The organism is Pseudomonas cremoris (genome assembly GCF_014230465.1).
Genome location: NZ_JAAXCY010000006.1, coordinates 58741 through 83219 on the forward strand (window position 1 = coordinate 58741; position 24479 = coordinate 83219).

Annotated in this window: 26 protein-coding genes; 10 read left to right on the forward strand and 16 right to left on the reverse strand. The window is 60.0% G+C overall.

What is annotated here, in order from left to right; all coding sequences use genetic code 11:
* Nucleotides 1-54: 54 nt before the first annotated feature.
* Nucleotides 55-1182: a cytochrome c oxidase subunit II gene (coxB, locus tag HF257_RS16270; protein ID WP_185709664.1), complete on the reverse strand. Its 1128-nt coding sequence runs from the start codon at nt 1180-1182 to the stop codon at nt 55-57.
* A 367-nt stretch (nt 1183-1549) separates the two neighbouring features.
* Here coxB and HF257_RS16275 point away from each other — a divergent pair, with 367 nt between their 5' ends.
* Nucleotides 1550-2197, forward strand: a complete 648-nt coding sequence (locus HF257_RS16275; protein WP_185709663.1) for a hypothetical protein — start codon at nt 1550-1552, stop codon at nt 2195-2197.
* Nucleotides 2198-2289: 92 nt separating this feature from the next.
* Here HF257_RS16275 and HF257_RS16280 read toward each other — a convergent pair whose 3' ends face one another.
* The 6 genes from HF257_RS16280 to HF257_RS16305 all read right to left on the reverse strand — a co-directional run bounded on the left by HF257_RS16280 (nt 2290) and on the right by HF257_RS16305 (nt 9849).
* Complete coding sequence (locus HF257_RS16280) at nt 2290-3825, reverse strand: SulP family inorganic anion transporter (protein ID WP_185709662.1); 1536 nt, start codon at nt 3823-3825, stop codon at nt 2290-2292.
* An 85-nt stretch (nt 3826-3910) separates the two neighbouring features.
* Nucleotides 3911-4642: a carbonic anhydrase gene (locus HF257_RS16285; protein ID WP_185709661.1), complete on the reverse strand. Its 732-nt coding sequence runs from the start codon at nt 4640-4642 to the stop codon at nt 3911-3913.
* A gap of 216 nt (nt 4643-4858) precedes the next feature.
* Nucleotides 4859-5917 carry a PA0069 family radical SAM protein gene (locus HF257_RS16290; protein WP_185709660.1) on the reverse strand — a complete coding sequence of 353 codons (1059 nt, stop codon included), beginning with the start codon at nt 5915-5917 and terminating at the stop codon, nt 4859-4861.
* Between the two features lie 81 nt (nt 5918-5998).
* Complete coding sequence (locus tag HF257_RS16295; RefSeq protein WP_185709659.1) at nt 5999-7297, reverse strand: cytochrome c; 1299 nt, start codon at nt 7295-7297, stop codon at nt 5999-6001.
* 12 nt (nt 7298-7309) lie between these two features.
* The gene (locus tag HF257_RS16300) at nt 7310-9094 is read right to left on the reverse strand and encodes a GMC family oxidoreductase (protein ID WP_185709658.1); all 1785 of its coding nucleotides are present in this window, start codon (nt 9092-9094) and stop codon (nt 7310-7312) included.
* A gap of 2 nt (nt 9095-9096) precedes the next feature.
* Nucleotides 9097-9849: a gluconate 2-dehydrogenase subunit 3 family protein gene (locus tag HF257_RS16305; RefSeq protein WP_185709657.1), complete on the reverse strand. Its 753-nt coding sequence runs from the start codon at nt 9847-9849 to the stop codon at nt 9097-9099.
* 265 nt (nt 9850-10114) lie between these two features.
* Between HF257_RS16305 and HF257_RS16310 the strand changes: the two genes are divergently transcribed.
* Nucleotides 10115-10795, forward strand: a complete 681-nt coding sequence (locus tag HF257_RS16310; protein WP_185709656.1) for a dual specificity protein phosphatase family protein — start codon at nt 10115-10117, stop codon at nt 10793-10795.
* 25 nt (nt 10796-10820) lie between these two features.
* Here HF257_RS16310 and HF257_RS16315 read toward each other — a convergent pair whose 3' ends face one another.
* Together HF257_RS16315 and prlC are read right to left on the reverse strand one after the other, a co-directional pair.
* The gene (locus HF257_RS16315) at nt 10821-11093 is read right to left on the reverse strand and encodes a YheV family putative zinc ribbon protein (protein WP_185709655.1); all 273 of its coding nucleotides are present in this window, start codon (nt 11091-11093) and stop codon (nt 10821-10823) included.
* Nucleotides 11090-13141, reverse strand: coding sequence for an oligopeptidase A (prlC, locus tag HF257_RS16320; RefSeq protein ID WP_332872296.1), 2052 nt, complete (start codon nt 13139-13141; stop codon nt 11090-11092). Before prlC ends, HF257_RS16315 begins: the two co-directional genes overlap by 4 nt.
* 102 nt (nt 13142-13243) lie before the next feature.
* Between prlC and HF257_RS16325 the strand changes: the two genes are divergently transcribed.
* A complete protein-coding gene (locus HF257_RS16325) occupies nt 13244-13786 on the forward strand; it encodes a gamma carbonic anhydrase family protein (RefSeq protein WP_185709653.1) in 543 nt (180 codons plus the stop codon).
* Nucleotides 13783-14442 carry an HAD family hydrolase gene (locus HF257_RS16330; protein ID WP_185709652.1) on the forward strand — a complete coding sequence of 220 codons (660 nt, stop codon included), beginning with the start codon at nt 13783-13785 and terminating at the stop codon, nt 14440-14442. The genes HF257_RS16325 and HF257_RS16330 overlap by 4 nt, the downstream gene beginning before the upstream one ends.
* A 95-nt stretch (nt 14443-14537) precedes the next feature.
* Here the strand turns inward: HF257_RS16330 and HF257_RS16335 are convergent, their stop codons facing one another.
* Nucleotides 14538-15581: an aminopeptidase gene (locus HF257_RS16335; protein ID WP_185709651.1), complete on the reverse strand. Its 1044-nt coding sequence runs from the start codon at nt 15579-15581 to the stop codon at nt 14538-14540.
* A gap of 140 nt (nt 15582-15721) precedes the next feature.
* On the opposite strand from HF257_RS16335, the gene HF257_RS16340 reads away from it, so the two are divergent.
* Nucleotides 15722-16144 carry a PA0061/PA0062 family lipoprotein gene (locus HF257_RS16340; protein WP_185709650.1) on the forward strand — a complete coding sequence of 141 codons (423 nt, stop codon included), beginning with the start codon at nt 15722-15724 and terminating at the stop codon, nt 16142-16144.
* Here HF257_RS16340 and HF257_RS16345 read toward each other — a convergent pair whose 3' ends face one another.
* Nucleotides 16145-16384 (reverse strand): DUF1161 domain-containing protein, encoded by a 240-nt coding sequence (locus HF257_RS16345; protein WP_185709649.1) that lies wholly within the window; start codon nt 16382-16384, stop codon nt 16145-16147.
* Nucleotides 16385-16590: 206 nt separating this feature from the next.
* The gene (locus HF257_RS16350; RefSeq protein WP_064450019.1) at nt 16591-17022 is read right to left on the reverse strand and encodes an OsmC family protein; all 432 of its coding nucleotides are present in this window, start codon (nt 17020-17022) and stop codon (nt 16591-16593) included.
* A gap of 217 nt (nt 17023-17239) precedes the next feature.
* Between HF257_RS16350 and HF257_RS16355 the strand changes: the two genes are divergently transcribed.
* Entirely contained in the window at nt 17240-18241 is a 1002-nt protein-coding gene (locus HF257_RS16355) for an LLM class flavin-dependent oxidoreductase (protein WP_185709648.1), read from the forward strand.
* A gap of 60 nt (nt 18242-18301) precedes the next feature.
* On the opposite strand, the gene HF257_RS16360 is transcribed toward HF257_RS16355, so the two are convergent.
* Nucleotides 18302-18529, reverse strand: a complete 228-nt coding sequence (locus tag HF257_RS16360) for a DUF1161 domain-containing protein (RefSeq protein ID WP_185709647.1) — start codon at nt 18527-18529, stop codon at nt 18302-18304.
* Between the two features lie 116 nt (nt 18530-18645).
* Nucleotides 18646-18861, reverse strand: a complete 216-nt coding sequence (locus HF257_RS16365) for a dodecin (protein WP_185709646.1) — start codon at nt 18859-18861, stop codon at nt 18646-18648.
* A 156-nt stretch (nt 18862-19017) separates the two neighbouring features.
* Here HF257_RS16365 and HF257_RS16370 point away from each other — a divergent pair, with 156 nt between their 5' ends.
* Nucleotides 19018-19344, forward strand: coding sequence for a DUF883 family protein (locus HF257_RS16370; RefSeq protein ID WP_003170746.1), 327 nt, complete (start codon nt 19018-19020; stop codon nt 19342-19344).
* Here HF257_RS16370 and HF257_RS16375 read toward each other — a convergent pair.
* Complete coding sequence (locus HF257_RS16375) at nt 19341-20237, reverse strand: LysR family transcriptional regulator (RefSeq protein WP_185709645.1); 897 nt, start codon at nt 20235-20237, stop codon at nt 19341-19343. The two genes, HF257_RS16370 and HF257_RS16375, sit on opposite strands and share 4 nt — an antisense overlap.
* Nucleotides 20238-20347: 110 nt before the next feature.
* Between HF257_RS16375 and trpB the strand changes: the two genes are divergently transcribed.
* The 3 genes from trpB to HF257_RS16390 all read left to right on the forward strand — a co-directional run bounded on the left by trpB (nt 20348) and on the right by HF257_RS16390 (nt 22966).
* The gene (gene trpB / locus HF257_RS16380; protein WP_185709644.1) at nt 20348-21574 is read left to right on the forward strand and encodes a tryptophan synthase subunit beta; all 1227 of its coding nucleotides are present in this window, start codon (nt 20348-20350) and stop codon (nt 21572-21574) included.
* A complete protein-coding gene (trpA, locus tag HF257_RS16385) occupies nt 21575-22384 on the forward strand; it encodes a tryptophan synthase subunit alpha (protein ID WP_185709643.1) in 810 nt (269 codons plus the stop codon). It abuts the gene before it with no gap.
* 138 nt (nt 22385-22522) lie between these two features.
* The gene (locus HF257_RS16390) at nt 22523-22966 is read left to right on the forward strand and encodes an anti-virulence regulator CigR family protein (protein ID WP_185709642.1); all 444 of its coding nucleotides are present in this window, start codon (nt 22523-22525) and stop codon (nt 22964-22966) included.
* Between the two features lie 131 nt (nt 22967-23097).
* Here the strand turns inward: HF257_RS16390 and HF257_RS16395 are convergent, their stop codons facing one another.
* On the reverse strand, nt 23098-24402 hold the full coding sequence (locus HF257_RS16395; protein ID WP_135309523.1) for an MFS transporter: 1305 nt from the start codon (nt 24400-24402) through the stop codon (nt 23098-23100).
* Nucleotides 24403-24479 lie beyond the last annotated feature (77 nt).

Here is a 24479-nt window from a genome sequence, read left to right on the forward strand (position 1 = left end):
GTTCTCCTGCAAGCGAGTGGGCGGGGCGGTTCGGGGCATAGGCTCTGAGCGCGGTCATTTGCTTTCTGCCTGTTTCAAAGCCAGCACATCCTTGGGCGTGACCATGTCGCCTTTGTTGTTGCCCCAGGCGTTGCGTTCGTAGGTCACCACGGCGGCGATATCCACTTCCGACAACTGCTTGCCGAAGGCGGCCATGGCGGTGCCGGGTTTGCCGAAGTAGACGCGGTGCAGGTGGTCTTCCTTAGCTCCAGTGGCAATCGGCGAGCCCTTCAGCGCCGGGAACATCGGCGGCAGGCCTTGGCCTTCAGCCTGGTGACAGGCCACGCAGGTGGTGTGGTAGACCTTGTCGCCACGGGCCACCAGTTCTTCCAGCGTCCACTCTTTGGAGGTCAACTCTTTGAGCTTGGCGGCTTCTTCCTTACGCTCGCCGAGCCAGGTGTCGTAGTCCGCTTTGGACTTGACCTCGACCACGATGGGCATGAAACCGTGGTCCTTGCCGCACAGTTCGGCGCACTGGCCACGGTAGATGCCGGGCTTCTCGACGCGGGTCCAGGCCTCGTTGACGAAGCCGGGGATCGCATCGCGCTTGACCGCAAAGGCCGGCACCCACCAGGAGTGGATCACGTCGGCAGCCGTCACCAGGAAACGCACCTTGGCCCCTACCGGCAACACCAGCGGCTGGTCGACTTCCAACAGGTAATGTTCGCCTTTCACGGCCTGGTTATGGATCTGCTCGGCGGGCGTGGCCAGGTTGCTGAAGAACTCCACGTCCTGGCCCAGGTATTTGTAATGCCACTTCCACTGATAGCCGGTGACCTGGATATCGATATCCGATTCACTGCTGTCGTAGATATTGATCAGGGTCTTGGTTGCCGGAATGGCCATGGCCACCAGGATCAGCAAGGGCACCACGGTCCAGAGGATTTCCACGGTCGTGCTCTCGTGGAACTTCGCCGCCACCTGGCCCGTGGACCGGCGGTGCAGGATCATCGACCAGAACATCGCGCCAAACACGACGATGCCGATCACCACACAAATCCAGAAAATGGTCATGTGCAGGTCAAACACGGCGTGACTGACTTCTGTAGCCCCTGGCGCCATATTCGTTGTCCAGGCGGCGTGCGCCTGGCCGAATACCGACCACAACAGGAGGCCCATCCAAACATGTGGATGTCGCGTCATTGCGGGTTCCCCTTATCGTTCTTGTTATCCCGCCGGTTTGCACCTGCGTCGAAGGGAGCGGCTTCCATACTGCTTACAACCGCTTAGCCTCACCTGCTTATGCAGTCTGGCGTCATCAGCTAATTGCGTACAAACCCGAGTATAGACAGGCTCTGCAACCCCGCAATGTGTAGGGACAAATGAGTAAAAACGGACGGGCGGAGCCAATAAAACCGGGGGCGGAATCGTTTATCCGACGAACGATGGCAATTCGATATAACAGGGGCGCATAACCATGAAATAATTATGACAAATGCGTCTTAGGCGCTCGTATAAACGAGCTACCTTATCCTCTCCCTTTTCCTACGCCTGCATCACTGGAGCCTTCATGAACACCGCCGCATTGCGCGAGCAGATTTCCCGTGCCCATCAACACGAAGCCAGCACGGGCCAGCTTGCCCAGCAACTGGAAACCCAATTGCCGCACCTGCATTCGGCCATCTCCCTGGCTGACGGTGATCGCAACATCGTTATGACCCGCTTCGTCACCGCCTACATCGACCTCGTCCCGGATTTGCTCGACGCCGCCAACGACGTGGCCCGCGAGGCCGGCATCGAAAGCCAGATCAAGCCGGTGCTGAAAATTGCCGAGCATTTCTTCCTGCAACCGCCCGCGATCTTGGCCGGCCATGTAGGGCTCGATGGTCTGCTGGACGAAGCCTACCTGGCTCACCGTTTGGTGGAAGAGGTCAACGATCTGTATATCAAGCACTTCGGTCAGCCGTTGATTCCGGCGGACACTACCGTGGCCAACCTGATCGCCCACCAACTGATCGGCGAAGCATTCGCCAACCAATTGGATGAAGCGGTGCATTTGGCAGTGGATGAGATGCTCAACGAAGACAGCTTTGCGCTGGAGTCGGTGGAGGCCTACCGCGAGACGCTCAAGAGCCCGAATACAGAAGCGGCGTGGAAGCGTTGGCCGTGCTTGTCACGCCAGCTTGGGGTTGAGTTGGCCCTGGATCAGCCGGCCTGATTTTCCAGCCTCATAGCGATCAAATGTGGGAGCGGCGGTGCGAGCAAGTCGAATCGTCGCACCGCCGCTCCCACATTTTTGATCCGGTTTCGTCAGCTAGTCGGGGCCGTGGAACCTATCCCTGTAGTCATACGCACCCGACCTTCCAACCGTCGCTTCAACCCACGCGCCTCGATTACCAGCTTCGAGCCTTTCGCCGCGTTGGCTCGCCCCCATTCCTCCAGCAGCTCCAGGCAGGAATGGTCGATGTAACTCAGGTTGTTCAGCGGCACATGCACCGTGGTCCCCGCCGGTACCGTCGACAGCACCTGGGTCAGTGCCGGCACTTTCAAAAAGGTCGCCGCACCGGTCAATCGCAGCTCCATCTCACCGTTCTGGGGCAAATCAATCAGGCTGACTTTCAAGCGTGAAGCCTTGAACGCCAACTTCACCAACGTCAGCCCGAAGCCCACCAGTACACCGGTCAGCAGGTCGGTGAAGATGATTGCCAGCGCAGTGGCGGCATAAGTAAACATCGGCATCCGCCCATATCGCCCCAAGGCCTTGAACGCTTTGAGGTCCACCAGCTTGATCCCGGTGTACACCAGCACACCCGCCAGGCTCGCCACCGGAATGCTTTGCAGCACGCTCGACAGCAACAAAACGAACGCCAGCAGCCACAGGCCATGGAACATCGCCGACAGCCGCGTGGTGGCGCCCGCCTGTACGTTGGCCGAGCTGCGTACGATCACGCCGGTCATCGGCAACGCGCCGACCAGGCCGCAGAGCATGTTGCCGACACCTTGGGCGGACAATTCCTTGTCGAAATCAGAACGCTGGCCGCTGTGCATGCGGTCAACCGCGGCGGCGGAAAGCAGGGTTTCCGCACTGGCGATAAACGCCACGGCAAAAGCCGCGATCAACAATTGCGGATCAGCCAGGTTCAGCAGGTCGCTGGGGCGCAGCCAGTCGATAGCATCGGCGAGGTTTTCCGGGACTTCCACACGCTTGACCTGCAACGCCAGCAGCAGACTGACCGCAGTGGTCAGGCCCACGCCCAGCAGGGCGCCGGGTACAAAACGCAGGCGTGCCGGGCGCAATTTGTCCCACAGGTACATCACCAGCATGGTCGACAACCCAAGCAAACCTGCCTGCCAACCCAGGCTTGGAATGGCCTGTGCCACTGCCGCCGGAAAGCCTGCCAGGTTATCCAGCCCGGAAGGCTTGGGCGCGCCATCGAGCATCACATGGATCTGCGACAGCACAATCAGCACACCGATCCCCGCCAGCATGCCGTAGACCACCGCCGGCGCCGTAACACGAAACCAGCAGCCCAGGCGCAGGCGCCCCGCCACCAGTTGCAGGAAGCCCGCCAGCAGCAGAATCGGCCCGAGCATCAACATGCCGTGCTGGCGCACCAACTCGAACACCAACACCGCCAAGCCTGCCGCCGGACCACTGACCTGCAAAGGCGATCCCGCCAGCCAACCCACCACCAAGCCCCCGATGATGCCAGTAATCAGGCCCTTGGCCGGCGGCATCCCGGACGCAATCGCGATCCCCATGCACAAGGGCAGGGCGACCAGAAACACAACCACGGAGGCGAGCAGCTCCCGTGGCAGTACAGCTTTCAATTGAGCAGCACGCATGATGACTCTCCCGAGGCATTCGCCGGGCGTGGCAACGCCTGGCTGCTCTAATGGCAGCCATCGCGTTACCCGGCAGGGAAGTGTTTTAGAAGCGCGCTTTAGGCGTCGCGGAAGGAATCGGGCCTTCGCCGCTCAAGGGTCGAAACGCCGATTGATCCGCATCGTAGGCCCGGATCTCGCTGGTCTCGATGTTGTAGATCCAACCATGGATAAACAAATGACCATTGGCCATGCGCGAAGCCACGGAAGGGTGGGTGCGCAGATGTTGCAGCTGGGCGATGACGTTTTCTTCGGTCAGCACCTTCATGCTCTCGCCTTCATTGGCGCAGTCGCAGTTGTCGTGAACCATGGTCTTGGCGACCTCGGCATGCCGCAGCCAAGCCTTGACCGTCGGCATCTTCTCCAGGCTATCGGGGTTGAGCACCGCGCGCATGGCACCGCAATCGGAATGCCCGCAGACAATGATGTGCTGCACGCCCAACGCCAATACGGCGTACTCGATGGCCGTCGACACACCGCCGTTCATCTGCCCATAAGGCGGCACCACGTTGCCGACGTTACGGGTCACGAACAGATCACCCGGGGAGCTTTGGGTGATCAGCTCGGGCACGATGCGCGAGTCGGCACAGGTAATGAACATCGCCCGCGGGCTCTGGGCCGTGGCGAGTTTCTTGAAGAGTTCTTCCTGCTGGGGGAAGACGTCGTGATGGAAATGCAAAAAGCCGTCAACGATATGCTGCAGCGCTGCATCGGCGGATTCCGCCACCTGAGGGGCTGAAGCCGACGCAGCCAACGGCTGTTTATCCTTGTCACTCATGATTCATCCTCTTGATTAATGCAGGGGAGTGTTCAGGTTAGTCCGGCGCCAAGCAGAAAAATTTCCTACAACGACGACGCCGACTCGTCAGTCACTCGATGAACAAGGTAACCGCCGAAACTTAACTCAAACTGAATGAACCGCTCTATAACGCGGCTTTCAGTGATGTCATAACGCGACTATTCCTACAGGAATAGTGCGTTCTTCCCTATCAGTCTACAACAATGCCATCTGCCTGCCCGGAGGGCAGAACGCCGTGCAGTCCAGATTGAAACCCTCCCGACGATTGAGCCCCAACCGCTTGATCGCCTTGCTGAAGCGCTGGGCCAGCAAATCGGCAAACGGCCCCTCGCCACGCATGCGCACGCCGAAGCGACTGTCGTATACCTCGCCCCCGCGTACCTGGCGCACCAGGCTCATCACATGGGCCGCGCGCTGAGGGTAATGCGCCGCCAGCCACTCCTCGAACAGCGGCGCCACCTCCAGCGGCAGGCGCAGCATCATGTACGCCGCACTTTGCGCGCCGGCTGCATGGGCTTCTGCGAGCAGGCTCTCCAGCTCACTGTCGTTGATCATCGGGATCATCGGCGAACACAGCACGCCCACCGGGATGCCCGCCTCACGCATTACCCTGATCGCCCGCAGCCTCGCCTTGGGTGCTGCGGTGCGCGGTTCCAGGATGCGCTTGAGTTCGTCGTCCAGGCTGGTGAGGCTGATCATCACCGCTACCAGGCGCTGCTTGGCCAACTCGATCAGCAGGTCGAGATCGCGCAGTATCAGCGAGCCCTTGGTGATGATGGTCACCGGGTGCCGGTAGCGCAGCAGCACTTCGAGGGTTTGTCGGGTGATCGTGTACTCACGCTCGATAGGCTGGTACGGGTCGGTATTGGAGCCCAGGTTGATCGGCGCGCACACGTAGCCAGGTTTCGACAGTTGCTGCTCCAGCACGTCGGCGGCATTGCTCTTGGCGATCAACTTGGTTTCGAAATCCAACCCCGGCGACATGTCCCAATACGCATGGCTGGGCCGCGCATAGCAGTAGATACAGCCATGCTCGCACCCACGATAGGGGTTGATCGAACGGTCGAACGGCAAGTCCGGAGAGTTGTTGCGGGTGATGATGGTCTTGGCCGTTTCGATGCGCACTTCCGTGCCCTGGGTTGGCGGGACTTCCTGATACCAGCCGTCGTCCTCGGCCACGCTGACGGTAGGCGCAAAGCGATTATGCAGGTTGGTGGCCGTGCCCCGGCCACGGGGCGGCAGCGGAGTAGACATGAAAACGCCTCGATACTGTTTTTATATACAGTATCGAGGCGCACGCCTTCTGACCAGTGCCGTTTGGCAGTCAGGCAAGCATCAGTGCTTTTGTGTCACCTGGCCAAGGTCATCGCCCGAGGTGGTGCGCATATCGTTCTTGCGCAGGTCCGCCACGTCACCGGCCTTCACGGGGGCGCCCTTATTACCCCAACTGCCACGGACGAAACTGACCACATCCGCCACTTCCTGGTCCGACAGGCGCCATGCAAACGCGGGCATGGTGAAGGTGGACGGTGCTGCGTGGGTTGCCGGCAAGGTGCCGCCATTCAACACGATGTTGATCAACGACGTGGCATCCGCCGTCTGCAGCACCGGGTTGCCCGCCAACGCCGGGAACACCCGCGTGTAACCATGCCCATCGGTACGATGACAGGCCGCGCAGTTGTCGATGTACACCGACGCACCCGGCTTGCTGTCATCACCCTTCCACAGCGCCTCAGCAACCTGTTTGTCGTACTGATGCGGCTGATCTTTCGGATCGACCGCCGGCAGGCTCTTGAGGTAGCGCGCGATAGCGGTCAGGTCGTCTTGCGACATGTACTGCATGCTGTGCACCACCACATCGCTCATGCCGCCAAACACTGCGCTGCGGTCACTGCGACCGGTCTTGAGGAATTGCACGAGTTGCTCTTCGCTCCAACTGCCGAGACCGTCCTTGTGATCGCCACGCAAGCTCTTCGCGATCCAACCCTCCAGCGGTGCGCTGCCAGACAGGAAAGCGCTACCGTCGGTCGCGCTCAGGGCTTTTTCCTGCATGGTCAGGGCCCGTGGCGTATGACACGCGCCGCAATGGCCAAGGCCTTCGACCAGATAGGCGCCACGGCTTACGACCGGATCAGTAGCCGCTTGGGCCTGGTGCTCCTCGACCGCCGGCGCAAACATCCAACGCCATGCCGCCAGCGGCCAACGCATGCTCAAGGGCCAGGGAATATCGCTGTCCTTGTTCGCTTGCGCGACGGGCTCCACCCCTTTCATAAAGTACGCGTACAAGGCCTGCATATCGCTGTCGCTGACGCGTGCGTAGGACGGATAGGGCATCGCTGGGTAAAGCGTACTACCGCTTTTGGCGACGCCATGGCGCACAGCCTTGTCGAAGTCTTCAAAGCTGTAGTCACCCAGGCCGGTTTTGTCAGGAGTGATGTTGGTGGAATAGATCACGCCAATCGGGGTTTCCATCGGCAGGCCGCCCGCAAAGGGCTTGCCGCCTTTGGCCGTGTGGCAAGCCACGCAGTCACCGGCGCGGGCCAGGTATTCGCCCTGTTTGATCAGATCGGTGTCGGCGGCGCTGACCGAGCAACTGCTGAACAACGCCAGGGAGGCGATAACGAATGCTTTCATGGTCATCGCTCCTTATGCCTGAACCAGTGGGCCGGGGTTTTTCAGGTATTGCTCGCGGATCGCCCGCGCCGACCAATAGGTCAATGCCGCCACCAAGCCCGTAGGGTTGTAGCCCAGGCCTTGTGGGAAAGCGGATGCGCCCGGCACAAATACGTTGTGTACATCCCAGCATTGCAAGTAGCGGTTCAATGCGCTGGTCTTCGGGTCGGTACCCATGATCGCGCCCCCGTTTAGGTGGGTGGTCTGGTACGACGCAGTATTGAAATGTTCACCGACCTTTTTGCCGAGCAAGGCAATGGCCTTGGGGTTCATCGCTTCGGCGACCTTGCTCATTTTCTCGACCATGAAGCGGTTCATCTTGATGTCATTTTCCTGCCAGTCGAATGTCATCCGTAGCAGCGGCAGGCCGTAGGCATCGCGGTACACCGGGTCCAGATCAAGGTAGTTGCCTCGGTAAGATTGATGCGCACCGTGGGCATCCATCGACACTTGGTGTGTGTAGTAATCGGCGGTGGCGCGCTTCCACGCGCTGCCCCACGCCGGTGTGCCCGGCGGGTTGGATGTACCGGCAATCGGCCGGCTGCCGGCCTGGTTGACCCACATCGGCGAGCCGCCCACAAAACCATGAGGGCCGTGGTCGAAGTTATCCGCGTTGAAGTCATCGATGGCCACGCCATTGCCGCCGGCACCAATAAAGTTATTGGTGTGGGTGTCCTTGTCGAAGAATGCCTTGATGGTGGCCATGTTCTGGTAGGCAAAGTTGCGGCCTACCACGCCCTCGTTGGTAATCGGGTCGTAAGGCTTGCCGATACCCGAGAGCAGCATCAGGCGCACGTTATGGAACTGGAACGCACCGAGGATCACCAGGTCCGCCGGCTGCTCGCACTCGCGGCCCTGGGCGTCGACGTAAGTCACGCCGGTAGCCTTGCTCTTGGTGCTGTCGAGGTTGACCTTGAGCACGTGGGAATTTGGGCGCAGTTCGAAGTTCGGCACCTGGCGCAGTGCCGGCAGGATGTTCACGTTCGGTGATGCCTTGGAATACATGTAGCAAACGTATCCGCTGCAGAACCCGCAGAAGTTGCACGGGCCCATCTGCGCGCCGTAGGGATTGGTGTAAGGCCCCGAGGTATTGGCCGACGGCAAGTTGTAGGGCTTGTAACCCACCTCAGCAGCGGCTTTCTGAAACAGCTGTGCAGAGACGGTGTTTTTCTGCGATTCCAACGGAAACGGATTTGAACGATCCGGCGCATACGGGTTACCGCCACGGCCTTCGCCTACCAACTGGCCCTTGACGGTCCACGCCTGGCCGGAGGTGCCGAAGACTTTTTCGGCGTAGTCGAAAAACGGCTCCAGCTCTTCGTAGCTGACGCCGAAGTCCTGGATGGTCATGTCTTTGGGGATGAAGTTTTTGCCGTAGCGCTCTTCGTAATGGCTGCGCATGCGCAACTCAATCGGGTCGACGCGAAAATGCACGCCGGACCAATGCAGGCCCGCACCGCCCACGCCATTGCCCGGCAGGAACGCACCCAACTGACGATTGGGCAGGGCAACGTCATTCACGCTGTGGCGAATGGTCACCGTCTCTTTGGAAATGTCCTGGAAGAGTTTTTTACGCACGCTGTAGGTCAGTTCGTCGATGACCTGCGGATAGTTGCCGTCCGGGTAAGTGTCCTGCATCGGGCCGCGCTCCAGCGCTACCACGTTCAGGCCTGCTTCCGTCAGCTCCTTGGCCATGATCGCGCCGGTCCAGCCGAAGCCTACGATCACCGCGTCTACTTTCTTCATGATGGTCGCCACGTTTATGCCCTCTCGCCGCGGATGGAAACAGCCGGGAAGGGGTATTGCTCGTTGCGTTCAACCCAGTCCATGAAATCGGCGCGCGCGCCGGGAAAACCGATCATGGTCCAACCGACCATGCCCTTGTTGCCGCCGTGGATCGGGTCGCAGAAGAAGCCTTCCTTGGTGTTTTGCAGCAACAGGTTGAAAAAAATCTTCGGCGGCACCGCCTCGAAATGCGCCGACACTTCACTGCCGCCAGCCTCCAGACGCCGCAGCATATCGTCTCGGGTAGCGCTGTCTTGCGCAGCAAAAGCTTTACCGTTGAAAGCCTTCGACCATGCATCCGTCGCGGCAATACCCAGGCGATAGATCTCCTTGGGGACCAACTTGGACTGCCAGCCCATTTCCGGCGCGGCGTCGGCGTTGAACGGGCCTTGCATGAACCACAACGCGCCGCTGGCATACGGTGTGTTCATCTGGCGGTCGATGTACTCCGGCGCACCGGCTTCCAGAGCGCCAGGGCCTTGGGCATCGGCGGGAATCAGTTGCGCGACAGCGGCGTTGATAAACGCCCATTCTTCGACAGTGAAATAACTCGGCTCATAGGGCTTTTCGCTCGCCACCGGCTTGGCCGGAGCAGCCTGGGCCGGTTCAGGCGTAGCCATCAACATCGAGCCGCCAAGGCCGGTGCTGGCAACCGTGACCACCGGGATCAAGGTCAAGGATTTGCGCAAAAAGTCACGCCGGGGGTTGTCTCGATCTTGATCAGACATGGGTGCACCTCATCATGTGGTCACGGGATTTTTCAGCCGCTTCTGGGAGCAGCGTGAATGTGGCTAGCCAATGGGATAGAACACACCGGCAAACAATAGTTACAAATGATAGCAGCCTAAGAATCGAGATGAATCGGTTCAGCGGCAAAAACACCGGATCAGCTCAGATGATTAACGATTCTTTGACGAGTACCTCACAAGACATTGACCCCCGTTAGACGAACCTGAGGCCCATCAGCCCTTTCCCTATTCGGTCACAACGCGCATGTCCTCGATTCGATTGCTGCCTGCCTTCGGCCTGGCGCTCATGGCAATGTTCACTACCGTCCACGCGCAAGCCGACGACACAACATCCCTGCGCTCACCCGAATGGGCCCAGCCTGTCGGCAATCAATTCAACCTGCACCAAATGACCCCCACGCTGTATCGCAGCGCGCTGCCAGACAGCAACGCAGTGCCAGCCCTGGAAAAGCTCAAGATCGGCACCGTGATCAACTTCCTGCCTGAATCAGACGCCAACTGGCTGAAATCTTCCAATATCAAACAAGTGCAGTTGTCCTATCGCACCAATCATGTCGACGATTCCGACGTGCTGGCGGCATTGCGCGCAATCCAGGACGCACAGGCAGACGGCCCGGTGCTGATGCATTGCAAACACGGCTCTGACCGCACCGGCCTGATGGCAGCGATGTATCGCGTCGTGGTGCAGGGGTGGAGCAAGGAAGATGCGCTGAACGAGATGACCCTTGGCGGCTTCGGCACCAGCAACGGCTTCAAGGACGGGGTCCGCTACATGATGAAGGCCGATATCGACAAATTGCGTACTGCCTTGGCGAACGGCGATTGCAGCACCAGTGCGTTTGCGCTGTGCTCGATGAAAAGCTGGTTGAACCCGGCGAAGGATGAGACAGCAGAAGAAAAAACCGCGTTGGTGATTACCCCCTGAGAATTGATCCCAGGGGGTAACAGATTCAGTCTTTCTTCAGCTTTGGATTAGGAAAGAACTGCACGGCCTGCACCTTCGGGTCCGGCGCTTTCAACGCCGAGGTATTCACCCGGGTGCCCAGTTCCTTGGGCACAGACAGCCCTTGGTCATTCAGCGTGTCGGTATAACCGCAGGCCACGCATTCGCGATGCGGCACGCTGTCTTCGGTCCACATCTTCAACTTGTCCGGCTCGCTGCACGCCGGGCAGACCGCCCCGGCGATAAATTGCTTTTTGGTCATCACAGGCCCTTCACTCATGCTGCTGCGTCCTCACTCAGGCCGCTGTGGCGCAAGAGTGCGTCAATCGACGGCGCACGTCCGCGGAAATCGACGAACAACACCATCGGCTCCTGGGAACCACCACGCGCCAGGATCGCCTCGCGAAATGCACGGCCGGTCTCGGCATTGAGCACGCCATCTTCTTCGAACTTGGAGAAGGCATCTGCCGAGAGCACTTCGGCCCACTTGTAGCTGTAGTAGCCCGCCGCGTAACCGCCGGCGAAGATGTGTGCAAAGCTGTTGGGGAAGCGGTTGTAGGCCGGTGGACGCATCACCGAAACCTCATCGCGCACGCCTTCGAGCACCTGGGCCACGCTGCGGCCATCACCGTGGGTGGCGTGCAGTTCGAAGTCGAACAGCGAGAACTCCAGCTGACGCACCATCATCAGGCCGGACTGGAAGTTTTTCGCCGCGAGCATCTTTTGCAGCAGGTCCTGAGGCAGCGGTTCGCCGCTCTCATAGTGACCCGAGATCAGTGCCAGGCCTTCCGGCTCCCAGCACCAGTTCTCCATGAACTGGCTCGGCAGCTCCACCGCATCCCATGCCACACCGTTGATGCCGGATACGCCCGCGTGTTCAACGCGGGTCAGCAGGTGATGCAGGCCGTGGCCGAATTCGTGGAACAGGGTGGTGACTTCATCGTGGGTCAGCAGAGCAGGCTTGCCGCTGTCGGCCGGGGTGAAGTTGCACACCAGGTTGGCCACCGGGCTTTGCAATACGCCGTCAACCTTACGACGACGGTCGCGCGCGCCGTCCATCCAGGCGCCACCACGCTTGTTGGCGCGGGCGTACAGGTCGAAGAAGAAGCGGCCGACGTGCTGGCCGTTTTCCTTGATTTCAAACAGGCGGACATCCGGGTGCCAGGTGTCGAAGCCCTTTTGCTCGGCGATTTCGATGCCGTACAGACGCTGCACAATAGCGAACAGGCCGCCCAGCACTTTGTCGATCGGGAAGTAGGCGCGCAGGGCTTCCTGGGACACGCTGTAGCGCTGCTCACGGAGTTTTTCGCCGTAGAAGCCGCTGTCCCAGCTTTGCAGATCGGCACAGCCTTGCTCGGCAGCGTAAGCCTTGAGTTGCTGCAGGTCCTGGGCGGCAAACGGCTTGCTGCGCTTGGCCAGGTCACGCAGGAAACTCAGCACTTGGTCGCTGGACTCGGCCATCTTGGTGGCCAGGCTCAGCTCGGAGAACGAGGCGTAGCCCAACAGCTTGGCCAGTTCCTGACGCAGGTCGAGGATTTGTTCCATCACCGGCCCGTTGTCGTTCTGACCGGCATTCGGGCCTTGGTCCGACGCCCGGGTGCAGTAGGCCGCGTAGACTTCTTCGCGCAGGGCACGGTCGTGGGCGTAGGTCATCACCGCGTAGTAACTTGGGAATTCGAGGGTGATCAGCCAGCCGTCGAGGCCCTTGGCCTGGGCGGCGGCAGCCATTTGCGCCTTGGCCGAGTCGGTCAGGCCGGCGAGGGTGGCTTCATCGGTGACGTGCTTGGTCCAGCCCTGGGTGGCGTCCAGCAATTGGTTGGAGAACTTGCTGCCCAGCTCGGAGAGTTTGCTCTGCACTTCGGCGTAGCGTTTTTGCTGCTCGGGCGGCAAATCGATACCCGACAGGCGGAAGTCGCGCAGGGAATGTTCCAGGATGGTTTTTTGCGCCACGTCGAAACCGGCGGCTTCCGGGCTGTTGGCCAGGGCTTCGAAGGCCTGGAACAGCTCACGGTTCTGGCCCATCTCGGTGGAGTAGGCGCTCAATGCTGGCAGGCAGCCTTCGTAGGCTTCGCGCAGTTCGGCGCTGTTGCACACGGCGTTCAGGTGGCTGACCGGGCTCCAGGCAGCGCCCAGGCGGTCATTCAGTTCATCCATGGCCAGCACCAGACCGGCCCACGTCGGATTTTTCCCTTGGCTTTGCAGGATGCCTTCGATGGCAACGCGGTTGTCGGCGAGGATCTGTTCAATGGCCGGCTGGACGTGCTCGGCACGGATCGCCGAGAACGGCGGCAGGTCGTAGGACTGCAGAAGAGGGTTGTTCGCGCTCACGGTGGGCACCTTGGCTGAAGAAACATGTAAGAACAAAGATGGGGCCATCTTAATTACAATCAACGCCCACCGCAGCTATCAGCAGAAGAGAGAGAGGCTATCGTGACCCTTCGCACCTATCAGAACCACACGCCAACCCTGGGCGCCGGGGCTTTTGTCGATATTTCGGCGGTGGTGATCGGCGATGTCGAAATCGGCCCCGACAGCTCGGTCTGGCCGCTGACGGTCATTCGCGGCGACATGCACCGCATCCGCATCGGTGCACGCACCAGCGTACAAGACGGCTGCGTGCTGCACATCACCCACGCCGGGCCCTTCAACCCGGACGGTTTTCCTCTGCTGATCGGCGACGACGTGACCATCGCCCACAAAGTCATGCTGCATGGCTGCACGGTGGGCAATCGCATCCTGATCGGCATGGGCAGCATCGTGATGGACGGTGCCGTGGTGGAAGACGACGTGATCATCGGCGCCGGTAGCCTGGTTCCGCCCGGCAAGAAACTCGAGAGCGGTTTTCTGTACGTGGGCAGCCCGGTTAAACAGATTCGCCCACTGACTGACAAAGAACGTGCCTTTTTCACCTACAGCGCCGCGAACTACGTGAAGCTCAAAGACCTGCACCTGGCTGAAGGATTCGACAGATGACCCTGCACTACCAAACCGTTCTGTTCGACTTGGATGGCACCCTCACCGACCCGCGCGAGGGCATCACCCGCTCGATCCAATATGCCCTTGGCAAATTGGGCATCGACGAGCCGGACCTGGCCAAACTCGAACACTTTATCGGCCCGCCGTTGCTGCAGGCGTTCATGCAGTTCTACGGCTTTGATGAAGCCAAGGCCTGGGAGGCGGTGAATTTCTATCGCGAACGCTTCAAGGTCACCGGGCTGTATGAAAACCACGTGTTCGAGGGTGTGATGCCGCTGCTGGAAGACTTGAGCAGCCAAGGCCGCCAGCTCTACGTCGCCACGTCGAAGCCGTGGGTATTCGCTCGCGAGATTGCCCGGCATTTCGATTTTGCCAAGCACTTCAAGGTGATCTACGGCAGTGAGCTGGACGGCACGCGCACCAACAAAGTCGAGCTGATCGCGCATTTGATGAGCGAAGAAGGCCTGGACCCGACCACCACCTTGATGATTGGCGACCGCAAGCACGACCTGATCGGCGCGCGCAGCAATGGGCTGGATTCCGCGGCGGTGGGGTATGGGTTTGGCAGTTTTGAAGAGTTGAGTGCCGAAGCGCCGACTTGGCATTTCGAGACGTTGGCTGAGATGCATCAGGCGTTTTTGCAGCGCGCTTGAGACCGCTTTCGCGAGCAAGCCCGCTCCCACATTCGACCGCATTCTCATGCTGGAAATCGGTCAACTGTGGGAGCGGGCTTGCTCGCGAAGAGTCCCTAAAGGTCACCCACCTCCAACTGCCTCAACGCAGCCTTTCGCTCCGCCACCGGCAACCCACCCATCTTCTCCACCGCTGCATAAAACTTCACCCAATCCCCATCTACCTGCGCAAACAACGCCGCAAACGCCGGCACCCATTGGTCATACAGCCCAAACGGCAACAACCGTGCATTGTTCATCGGCTGGTTGATCCACACGTCATAACGCTTATCGCCACCCCATCGGCTATCCCGTAACACCTGGTAGTCGCTGCGCAGGCGCTCGAACTCAGCCGCTTTGGCACGCCGCATCACATCGGAGGCAAGGGGCTGGGCATACAGTTTTTCCAGGCGCTGGCGAGTGTCGAGGACCAGTTGGGTAAACTCGTCACGTTGCTGTACCGCCGACAGACTGGCCGGTGCCAATCCCCGCGCGGCACGCCATTGGCGCGTGCCTTCCTGCTCGACGAAGTTGGCGTAGGACTCGTTGAACTCGGTGTCATCCTTCACATAGAAACGCTGGTGCGCCAACTCATGAAAGATCAGCGTGGCCAGGCGCTCATCACCCCAGTTCATCATCGAGTTCATGATCGGGTCGTTGAACCAGCCCAGGGTGGAATAGGCCTCGACGCCGCCAATCGACACGTCCATGCCCTGTTGCTTCAACAACGCCGCCTCGCCGCGTGCGGCGCCCTGGTTGTAGTAGCCGCGATAGGCCACGCAGCCGGCGATGGGGAAGCAATGGTTTTCGGGAGATAGAGAAAACTCCGACGTGGCGAACACATTCCAGACCACATAGGGCCGTCCAATATCGGCGTACAAGCGGTAACTCTGGTTGTCGGGCAAGTGCAGGTGTTCACTGGCAAAGGTGCGCGCCTTTTGTGATTGCACCAGATGATCCCGCAGCAGTTGAGGGCGGGAAGGGTCGGCGATGACCTTGGAAACCGGCTCCCGCGCCCGCAGCAATTGCCACTGGCCGCTGGCCAATTGGCCGTAATAACTGACGCTGGAACAGCCGCTGAGCAGCACAACCATCAACCCTGGAAGAAAACGCCTGACCATGCCACGACTGCTCCTGGGTAATTTGCTCGCCAGACTATCCTGCCCGTACGGAATTTTTCCATGGCGTTGCGTGTTTATACTGATGGAGAGCCTGCTGCATTGGCCGCAAGGCTCAACTTTTTCCAACCTTGAGGCCCGCCATGCGCCAGCTTTTGCTTCCCATCACTGCCCTGTTCCTCAGCGCCTGTGCAATGACGCCCCTACCGCCAGTGGACCCGCAGCAGGCCTGGGTTGACTTCGCCACCCCGACACCCGGCGCCAAACTGGTGATGGCGCAGCGCCTGGACGGAAAGAACCTCAACGATGGGCGCTTTTTCCAAGTCCCGCCGGGCAGTCACGAATTGATGGTGCGCTTTGACTTTGAGGTGCCCACCGGCGGTAGCTTCAGCGGGTTTGGGCAAACGACCGACCGCACGTGTTTCATAACGTTGCAGTACGACCATTTCGAGGCTGGCCAACGCTATCGCCTGGAAGGACGCTCGCTGGCCTACACACCAAACATCCGTTTGTACAACACCACCCGCCAATTGCTGGCCGAAGAGCGCAGCGTCAACTGTCTCTGATCAGTCGTTGTTCTTCTGATAGATGATGGCTTTGGTACCGTTCTCACAGCTGCCGACGACCATGGCTACATCATGCTTGTCAGCTTCTTCCTTGCTGACAACTTCCAAGGTGTAGGACGGCACCGCGTTAGCCTGGATCTTGACCTCGATCTCTTTCCTGAGCTCTTCACAATCTTTCGGCGCGGCCACAGCCGTCGTGGCCAATACGCCGCAGATGATCGCCAAGGCAAAACGTTTCATGTGTGAAGCTCCCTGAATGCACTGCGCACGGGTGTGCGCCTAGGCAGTAATGGCTATTCGACCACAGTTTGTAAACGCGAGTTCTGATTTAACACAAACCAAATGTGGGAGCGGGCTTGCTCGCGAATGCGGTGTAACAGTCACAGATTCATTGACTGACACACCGCATTCGCGAGCAAGCCCGCTCCCACAGGGGTTTTGCTGCGTTAGCTGACTAGGGTGGCATCCAGGCTGATTTTTGCATTCAGCACCTTGGACACCGGGCACCCTTCCTTGGCCTTCTTGCTCAGTTCATCAAACTGCGCCTGGCTTGCGCCGGGGATCTTGGCCTTGAGAATCAGGTGCACGGCCGTAATAGCAAAGCCACCCTCAACCTGGTCCAGGGTCACTTCGGCCTGGGTGTCGATGCTGTCAGCCTTGAGCCCGGCGTCGCCAAGGATCATGGAAAACGCCATGGAGAAGCAGCCGGCATGGGCCGCGCCGATCAATTCCTCGGGGTTGGTGCCCTTACCACCCTCGAAGCGGGCCTTGAAACCGTAGGGCGCTTCGCGCAATACGCCGGTTTCCGTGGAGATGGAGCCCAGGCCTGTCTTCAGGTCACCTTCCCAATGCGCGGATGCTTTTTTCACGATACTCATAGCGGTCTCCTCGAACGGTGGTTTTGCGTCAGTAAGGGTTCTGAGGATAGTCGGCATGGCAAAGTTCATCTTGTCGGAGAAACCTAGCGATCCAGTAGGAAATATCCCGACCTGCTATTGAATCTCGGGTATATGCCCACATCTCATAGAGCATGCACATGAAGCGGCAGGTTTTGGTTCGTCTATAAGCCTGCGCACCTAATGGAGAAGCAGGCTTATGAAATCGCTGTCCGACGTAAAGTTCTCGACCCTCGACCTGGTGCCCGTGCGCGCCAACGGCAGTCCTGCGCAGTCGCTGCGCAATTCCCTGGACCTGGCCCAGCACGTAGAAAAGTTCGGCTACAACCGCTTTTGGGTGGCTGAACATCACAACATGGATGGCATTGCCAGCTCCGCCACCTCAGTATTGCTCGGCTACCTCGCCGGCGGCACCTCGACGATTCGCGTCGGTTCCGGCGGCGTGATGTTGCCCAATCACGCGCCGTTGGTGATCGCCGAACAGTTCGGCACCCTGGAAAGCCTCTACCCCGGCCGTATTGACCTGGGCCTGGGCCGAGCCCCTGGTTCCGACCAGATGACCGCCCGCGCCCTTCGCCGTGAACGCTCTGGCAGCGCCGACGACTTCCCCGAAGACGTGGCCGAACTGATGGCCTACCTGGGCCCGCGCACGCCCGACCAACGAGTGATCGCGGTCCCCGGCACCGGCACCAACGTACCCGTGTGGCTGCTCGGTTCCAGCCTGTTCAGCGCACAGTTGGCCGGCGAACGCGGCTTGCCCTACGCCTTCGCCTCGCATTTCGCACCGCGCCTGATGCATGAAGCGATTCGCGTGTACCGCAACCACTTCAAGCCTTCGGCCGTATTGGATAAGCCCTACGTAATGCTCGGTATTCCTCTGGTGGCAGCGGACACCGACGAGCAAGCCGATTACCTGGCCACCTCGGTCTACCAACGCATCCTCGCGCTGATGCGCGGGCAAAGCCTGGTGCAGCGCCCACCGGTGAAAACCATGGAAGGCCTGTGGCTACCCCACGAAAAAGACGCCGTAGGCAGCTTCCTCGGCCTGGCAATGGTGGGCAGCCCGGCGAAAATCCGCGCCAAACTGGAAGTGTTGATCGAGCAAACCGGTGCCGATGAACTGATCTTCACCTGCGACCTGTATGAGCACGCCGACCGGATTCATTCCTACGAGCTGCTGGCGCAATTGATGAAAGGGTAAAACCATCGGGCATAAAAAACCGACTCACCTGAGTCGGTTTTTTATGTCTGCAACACGGGATTAACCGCGCTTGTAAGCAATTTCCTTGGTACCGGCCTCGCAGCTACCGACTACTTTGTAACCTTCAGCTGCAGCGCCCTTATCCACCACTTCCAGCGAATAATGCGTGGCGCCCTTGGCGTCGATTTTCGCTGCAATCTCGCTTTTCAGCTCTTCACAAGGCTTGCCCGCCGCCAGGGCTGTGCCCGCGATGCTCAACAAACCTACCGCTAACAGGAGCTTCTTCATCCGTTACGTTCCTTGCGCTGATCGAAAAGAGCGTGCCGACGCCTATCGCGTCGGCACCCATTGTTTGTAGCGCAGGTTATGGCAATCGGCCAGTCGGCAAAGTTCAACCGGTGCGATCAACTACTGGCAATTCGGAATCCCACTTTGAGGGTGACTTGGAAATGCGCGGCCTTGCCGTCCTTGATGTGGCCACGGGTATCGACTACCTCAAACCACTCCAGGTGCTTGATGCTCTTGTGGGCTTCGGCCAGGGCATTGTTGATGGCGTCTTCGATGCTGGAGGTCGAAGAGCCAACCAGTTCGACTTTCTTGTAGGTGTGATGATCACTCATGGCAGTTCTCCTAAGGGTCGTTAAGCAAGCGTAGCAGTCAATGTTCGTACTGCTTCTGGCGGCAGTTCCTACGTGAAAGTTCAGATTTACTGCACTTTCTGAAACGGCCGTAGTCGGTATCTACACACGCCACTCAATCACTTCAGGAGAGTCCACATGGCCAACACTTCTTTACGCAAAGCGTCACTGGAAAGCATGGAAGCCGAGATTTCGAGCCTGCTCAAATCTCTGGAAAGCCTCAAGGACGATGCGTCTGACGAGTCGCGCAAAACCTTGAAGGCCCTGAAAAGCAATGCCGAGAATGCCCTCAAGCATTCCCGCCACTTGATCAGCGATGCCTACGAAGAAAGCAAAGTCAAAATCCGCGAAACCGGTGTTGCAACCCGGGACTACGCACAAGAACACCCATGGACTACAGCCGGTGTTGCCGTAGGCGCGCTCGGCCTGTTGGCCGCTTACCTGCTGTGCAAGCGCGGTGACTAAACCGGCTCGCGCAAAAGCTCTGCCTTGAGCCACTGCGCCAGCTGCTGAGCGCGCCCGTCCGCGGCGCGCTTGGGTAGCCACAACGCCAGGTGCGCCGGGGTTTCGCTGAAACCCCATGGCGCCACCAGGCGACCTGCACGCAGGTCTTCTGCCACCAACGGTTCAGGCGCAATCGCCACGCCCAAACCTGCCACCGCTGCTTCCAGTAAATAATACAAATGCTCAAACCCCTGGCCGTGTTTCAACGCGTCGGGCTCGATGCCGTGTTGCTGCGCCCAACTAGGCCAGGCCTGCGGACGTGAGGTGGTGTGCAACAACGCTTCACCGCACAAGGCCTGGGCCGGCGCCTGGCGCAGCCGCTCGTAACCGGCGAAACGCGGGCTCATCACCGGGCCTATTCGTTCGCTGGCCAGTTCGTACACCTGCATATCCGCCGGCCATGGCGGCTCGGCGAACACCAGCAGGGCGTCGAGACCAGGCCGTCTCGGGTCAAGGTCGCCGTCACCCGCCGACAGGTGCAGGCGCAGGTCCGGCAGGTCGGCATTCAAGCGACCCAAACGTGGGATCAACCAGCGCGCCAGCAAGCTGCCCGAGCACCCGAGTACGAACGGCGCATCGGCGCTGGCCTGGGTCAGTTCGGCACACACGTCCCTTAACCGCTCAAACGCATCGGTGCTGGCATCGCGCAGTCGGGCACCTGCATCTGTGAGTTTAAGGCCGCGCCCATCCTTGACGAACAAGCTGATACCCAAATGCTCCTCCAGCACCTTCAACTGCCGACTCACCGCACCGTGAGTCACGTGCAGTTGTTCAGCCGCCTGACTCACGCTGTTCAAACGGGCAGTAGCCTCAAATGCACGCAGGGCATTGAGGGGAGGGAGGTCTCGGCTCATCTGTGAGTTTTCCTGACAGGTTTCGGCGATCTTATCGGTTTTCAGCGTAGACCGTCAGGGGTAGAGTGGCCCTCATTGTTTCTCACCCCTATTCCTTCCTGGAGCGTCCCATGACTCAGTCCCAGACCGATCTACGCAACGGCCCAGACGCCAACGGCCTGTTTGGCGCGTTCGGCGGCCGTTACGTCGCTGAAACCCTGATGCCGTTGATCCTCGACCTGGCCCGCGAATACGAAGTGGCCAAGGAAGATCCTGCGTTCAAAGAAGAATTGGCCTACTTCCAGCGCGACTACGTGGGCCGTCCAAGCCCGCTGTACTTCGCCGAGCGCCTGACCGAGTTCTGCGGCGGCGCCAAGATCTACCTCAAGCGTGAAGAGCTGAACCACACCGGCGCGCACAAGATCAACAACTGCATCGGCCAGATCCTGCTGGCACGGCGCATGGGCAAAAAACGCATCATCGCCGAGACCGGCGCCGGCATGCACGGTGTGGCTACGGCCACCGTAGCGGCGCGCTTTGGCCTGCAATGTGTGATCTACATGGGCACCACCGACATCGAGCGCCAGCAAGCCAACGTGTTCCGCATGAAATTGCTGGGAGCCGAAGTAATCCCGGTGGTCGCTGGCACCGGCACCCTGAAAGACGCGATGAACGAAGCCCTGCGTGACTGGGTCACCAACGTCGACAGCACCTTCTACCTGATCGGCACCGTGGCCGGTCCACACCCTTACCCTGCCATGGTGCGTGACTTCCAGGCCGTGATCGGCAAGGAAACCCGCGACCAGTTGCAAGCCCAGGAAGGTCGTCTGCCGGACAGCCTGGTGGCGTGCATCGGCGGTGGCTCAAACGCCATGGGCCTGTTCCACCCGTTCCTCGATGACAAAAGCGTTGAAATCATCGGCGTTGAAGCGGCCGGCCACGGCATCGAGACCGGCAAACACGCCGCCAGCCTCAACGGTGGCGTACCCGGCGTACTGCACGGCAACCGCACCTTCCTGCTGCAGGACGACGATGGCCAGATCATCGACGCCCACTCGATTTCCGCCGGCCTGGACTACCCCGGCATCGGCCCGGAACACGCCTGGTTGCATGACATCGGCCGCGTCCAGTACACCTCGGTGACCGACGACGAAGCCCTCGACGCGTTCCACAAATGCTGCCGCCTGGAAGGGATTATTCCTGCACTGGAAAGCGCCCACGCCCTGGCCGAAGTGTTCAAACGCGCACCGAGCCTGCCGAAAGATCACCTGATGGTGGTTAACCTTTCTGGCCGTGGCGACAAAGACATGCAGACCGTCATGCACCACATGGAAACCTCTCAGCAGGAGAAACACTAAATGAGCCGCCTGCAAACCCGCTTCGCCCAACTCAAAGAACAAAACCGTGCCGCCCTGGTGACCTTCGTCACTGCCGGCGACCCGGGCTATGACACCTCGCTGGCGATTCTCAAGGGCTTGCCTGCCGCAGGCGCCGACGTGATCGAATTGGGCATGCCCTTCACCGATCCGATGGCCGACGGCCCGGCGATCCAACTGGCCAACATTCGCGCGTTGGAAGCCAAGCAGAACCTGCTGAAAACCCTGCAAATGGTTCGTGAGTTCCGCAAGGACAACCACGACACGCCGCTGGTGCTAATGGGCTACTTCAACCCGATCCATAAATATGGCGTGCCGAAGTTCATCGCCGACGCCAAGGAAGCCGGTGTCGACGGCCTGATCGTGGTCGACATGCCGCCAGAGCATAACGGCGAACTGTGCGACCCGGCCCAGGCCGCTGGCATCGACTTTATCCGCCTGACCACGCCGACCACCGACGATGCGCGTCTGCCGACTGTGCTCAACGGCAGTTCCGGCTTTGTGTACTACGTGTCGGTCGCCGGTGTAACCGGTGCCGGTGCCGCTACCCTGGAACACGTCGAAGAAGCCGTGGCACGCCTGCGTCGCCATACCGACCTGCCAATCAGCATCGGTTTTGGTATCCGCACTCCGGAACAAGCGGCCGCCATCGCACGCCTGGCAGACGGTGTAGTGGTGGGTTCGGCATTGATCGATCACATCGCCAATGCGAAAAATGATCAGCAAGCCATTGATGGCGTACTGGGCCTTTGCGCAGCGTTGTCGGAAGGTGTCCGCGGCGCCCGTAAGTAAACGCCGTGTAGCGGTAGGTAAAGTTCCTGATACAGAGGAATCATCCTGCCGATTCAGTACCTAAACTGACAAGACCAAGGGATTTCGAACCTCGTTCGAAATCCCTTTTTGTTGTTTGTGCAGTTGAGGAACTCCCCGATGAAAATGCCTAAAACCGTGATTGCCAGTATTGGCGTGCTGGTCCTGGGCGCCAGCGCCCTGGTGCAAGCTGCCCCTTATGATCAGGGCGGCCCTGACCGTGGTGGCCCGCAAGGCCAGCACGAGCAGCAGCGGGGCGACGACCATCGAGGCCCGCAGGACAACCGCCGCGGCGGCCCGCCCCAGGACTTTGGTCCGGTGCGGCAGATCATCCATGACAACCACGGCCAGTTCTCCCGTGGCGCACCGCCACCGCCGAATGTGCGCCTGGTGCGTGGCCAGCCGTTGCCACACGGCTACTATGGCGAGCGCCTGGATAACCGCGCCCTGTCGCGCCTGCCGCAATACCCAGGTTACGAATGGCGCCGTTCCGGGCCGGACGTGGTGTTGATCGCCGTGGGCACGGGCATCGTCTACGAGATCCTCGACGGCGTGCTCAACTGACCTGTAGTGAGCGGGCTTGTCCCGCGCTGGGGGGCGAAGCCGCCCTAAAATCAGCCTCCGCGTTATACCTGATACTACGCAGCGGCCTTATTAGGGCGGCTTCGCCCCCCAGCGCGGGACAAGCCCGCTCACTACAGTTCAATACGTTCGACTTTCCCTACCAACAATACGTAGGAAAGCGCCCCAAGCAGCGCCAGCACCGCGATGTAAGTAATCGCTGGCGCAAACGAATCACCGCTCGCCAGAAAGCCAATCACGATCGGTGTGGCAATCGCCGACAAGTTGCCGATGAAGTTGAAAACGCCTCCCGTCAGTCCCAGCAACCGCGCAGGCGCCAAGGTTGAAACGAGCGACCAGGTGATCGACGCCAAGCCATTGCCAAAGAACGCCACCGCCAGAAACGCAATCACCCACGCCGTCGAGTCCACGTAGTTGGCGCCGATGATCGCCGTGGAAATCAGCAACCCGCCAATGATCGGCAACTTGCGCGCAAACCCCACCGACGCGCCGCGACGGATCAACCAGTCGGAAAAGATCCCCGAACACAACACGCCGACAAACGCCGCCAGGAACGGAAGCGACGCCAGCAGGCCGGACTTGATGAAGTCCATGCCGCGATATTTCACCAAATAGGTCGGGAACCACGTCAGGAAAAACCACAGCGTGGAGTTCAGGCAGAACTGCCCCAGGTAGATGCCCCAGAGCTTGCGCTTGCTCAGCACTATTCCTAAGTCGACCCAGCTGAACGGCGCCTTGGCGGCCTTTTCCTGCATATCCACCAAACCGCCGCCTTCACGGATCAGCTCGATTTCTGCCGCGTTGGCGCCTTTGAAATCCTTCGGCTCGCGGTACACCGCGTACCAGATCGCCGCCCACAGGATGCCCACGCCACCGGTCACCACAAACACCATGTGCCAACCGAACGCATGCTGCAGCCACGCCAGCACCGGCGTCAGGAACGCCAGCCCGACAAACTGCCCAGAGGTATAGAAACCAATCGCCGTGGCGCGCTCACGCTCGGGAAACCAGGTGGTGACCACGCGGCTGTTGATGGGATAGGCCGGAGCTTCCAGCGCGCCCACTGCCATGCGCAGCACGAAAAGGGCGATAAAGCTGGCGGCGAAGCCCAGCATCACTGTGGCGATGGACCACAACAGCAGGGCAGCGGTGTAGAGAATGCGCGGCGGCACGCGGTCCACCAGCCAGCCGCCGGGGATCTGCATGGCGGCGTAGGTCCAACCGAAGGCAGAGAAGATCAGCCCGACATGCACCGGGTCAATGCCCAATTCGCTGGTCAGGGCCGGGGCGGCGATCGACAGGTTGCTGCGGTCGAGGTAGTTGATCACCACGGTGATAAACAGCAGCACCATGATGAAAAAACGCTTTCTGGTAGGCGTGACTAAAGAAGCCTGCCCGGTGAAGGATTCAGGATGCATGGGGGGTTGCCTCTTCTTATGTTTATTGAGGACAGGCCTTACTGACGGAACCGGATCAAACTGTGGGAGCGGGCTTG

Bases quoted from the DNA above. Each gene is read 5' to 3' on its own strand.
- trpB (WP_185709644.1), top strand. From the start codon at position 20,348: ATGACTCAGTCCCAGACCGATCTACGCAACGGCCCAGACGCCAACGGC.
- HF257_RS16350 (WP_064450019.1), bottom strand. From the start codon at position 17,022: ATGAGTATCGTGAAAAAAGCATCCGCGCATTGGGAAGGTGACCTGAAG.
- HF257_RS16345 (WP_185709649.1), bottom strand. From the start codon at position 16,384: ATGAAACGTTTTGCCTTGGCGATCATCTGCGGCGTATTGGCCACGACG.
- HF257_RS16370 (WP_003170746.1), top strand. From the start codon at position 19,018: ATGGCCAACACTTCTTTACGCAAAGCGTCACTGGAAAGCATGGAAGCC.
- HF257_RS16315 (WP_185709655.1), bottom strand. From the start codon at position 11,093: ATGAGTGAAGGGCCTGTGATGACCAAAAAGCAATTTATCGCCGGGGCG.
- HF257_RS16360 (WP_185709647.1), bottom strand. From the start codon at position 18,529: ATGAAGAAGCTCCTGTTAGCGGTAGGTTTGTTGAGCATCGCGGGCACA.
- HF257_RS16395 (WP_135309523.1), bottom strand. From the start codon at position 24,402: ATGCATCCTGAATCCTTCACCGGGCAGGCTTCTTTAGTCACGCCTACC.
- HF257_RS16310 (WP_185709656.1), top strand. From the start codon at position 10,115: ATGTCCTCGATTCGATTGCTGCCTGCCTTCGGCCTGGCGCTCATGGCA.
- HF257_RS16280 (WP_185709662.1), bottom strand. From the start codon at position 3,825: ATGCGTGCTGCTCAATTGAAAGCTGTACTGCCACGGGAGCTGCTCGCC.
- HF257_RS16330 (WP_185709652.1), top strand. From the start codon at position 13,783: ATGACCCTGCACTACCAAACCGTTCTGTTCGACTTGGATGGCACCCTC.
- HF257_RS16335 (WP_185709651.1), bottom strand. From the start codon at position 15,581: ATGGTCAGGCGTTTTCTTCCAGGGTTGATGGTTGTGCTGCTCAGCGGC.
- HF257_RS16290 (WP_185709660.1), bottom strand. From the start codon at position 5,917: ATGTCTACTCCGCTGCCGCCCCGTGGCCGGGGCACGGCCACCAACCTG.
- HF257_RS16365 (WP_185709646.1), bottom strand. From the start codon at position 18,861: ATGAGTGATCATCACACCTACAAGAAAGTCGAACTGGTTGGCTCTTCG.
- HF257_RS16295 (WP_185709659.1), bottom strand. From the start codon at position 7,297: ATGAAAGCATTCGTTATCGCCTCCCTGGCGTTGTTCAGCAGTTGCTCG.
- HF257_RS16375 (WP_185709645.1), bottom strand. From the start codon at position 20,237: ATGAGCCGAGACCTCCCTCCCCTCAATGCCCTGCGTGCATTTGAGGCT.
- coxB (WP_185709664.1), bottom strand. From the start codon at position 1,182: ATGACGCGACATCCACATGTTTGGATGGGCCTCCTGTTGTGGTCGGTA.
- HF257_RS16305 (WP_185709657.1), bottom strand. From the start codon at position 9,849: ATGTCTGATCAAGATCGAGACAACCCCCGGCGTGACTTTTTGCGCAAA.
- HF257_RS16285 (WP_185709661.1), bottom strand. From the start codon at position 4,642: ATGAGTGACAAGGATAAACAGCCGTTGGCTGCGTCGGCTTCAGCCCCT.
- HF257_RS16390 (WP_185709642.1), top strand. From the start codon at position 22,523: ATGAAAATGCCTAAAACCGTGATTGCCAGTATTGGCGTGCTGGTCCTG.
- HF257_RS16275 (WP_185709663.1), top strand. From the start codon at position 1,550: ATGAACACCGCCGCATTGCGCGAGCAGATTTCCCGTGCCCATCAACAC.
- HF257_RS16340 (WP_185709650.1), top strand. From the start codon at position 15,722: ATGCGCCAGCTTTTGCTTCCCATCACTGCCCTGTTCCTCAGCGCCTGT.
- trpA (WP_185709643.1), top strand. From the start codon at position 21,575: ATGAGCCGCCTGCAAACCCGCTTCGCCCAACTCAAAGAACAAAACCGT.
- HF257_RS16355 (WP_185709648.1), top strand. From the start codon at position 17,240: ATGAAATCGCTGTCCGACGTAAAGTTCTCGACCCTCGACCTGGTGCCC.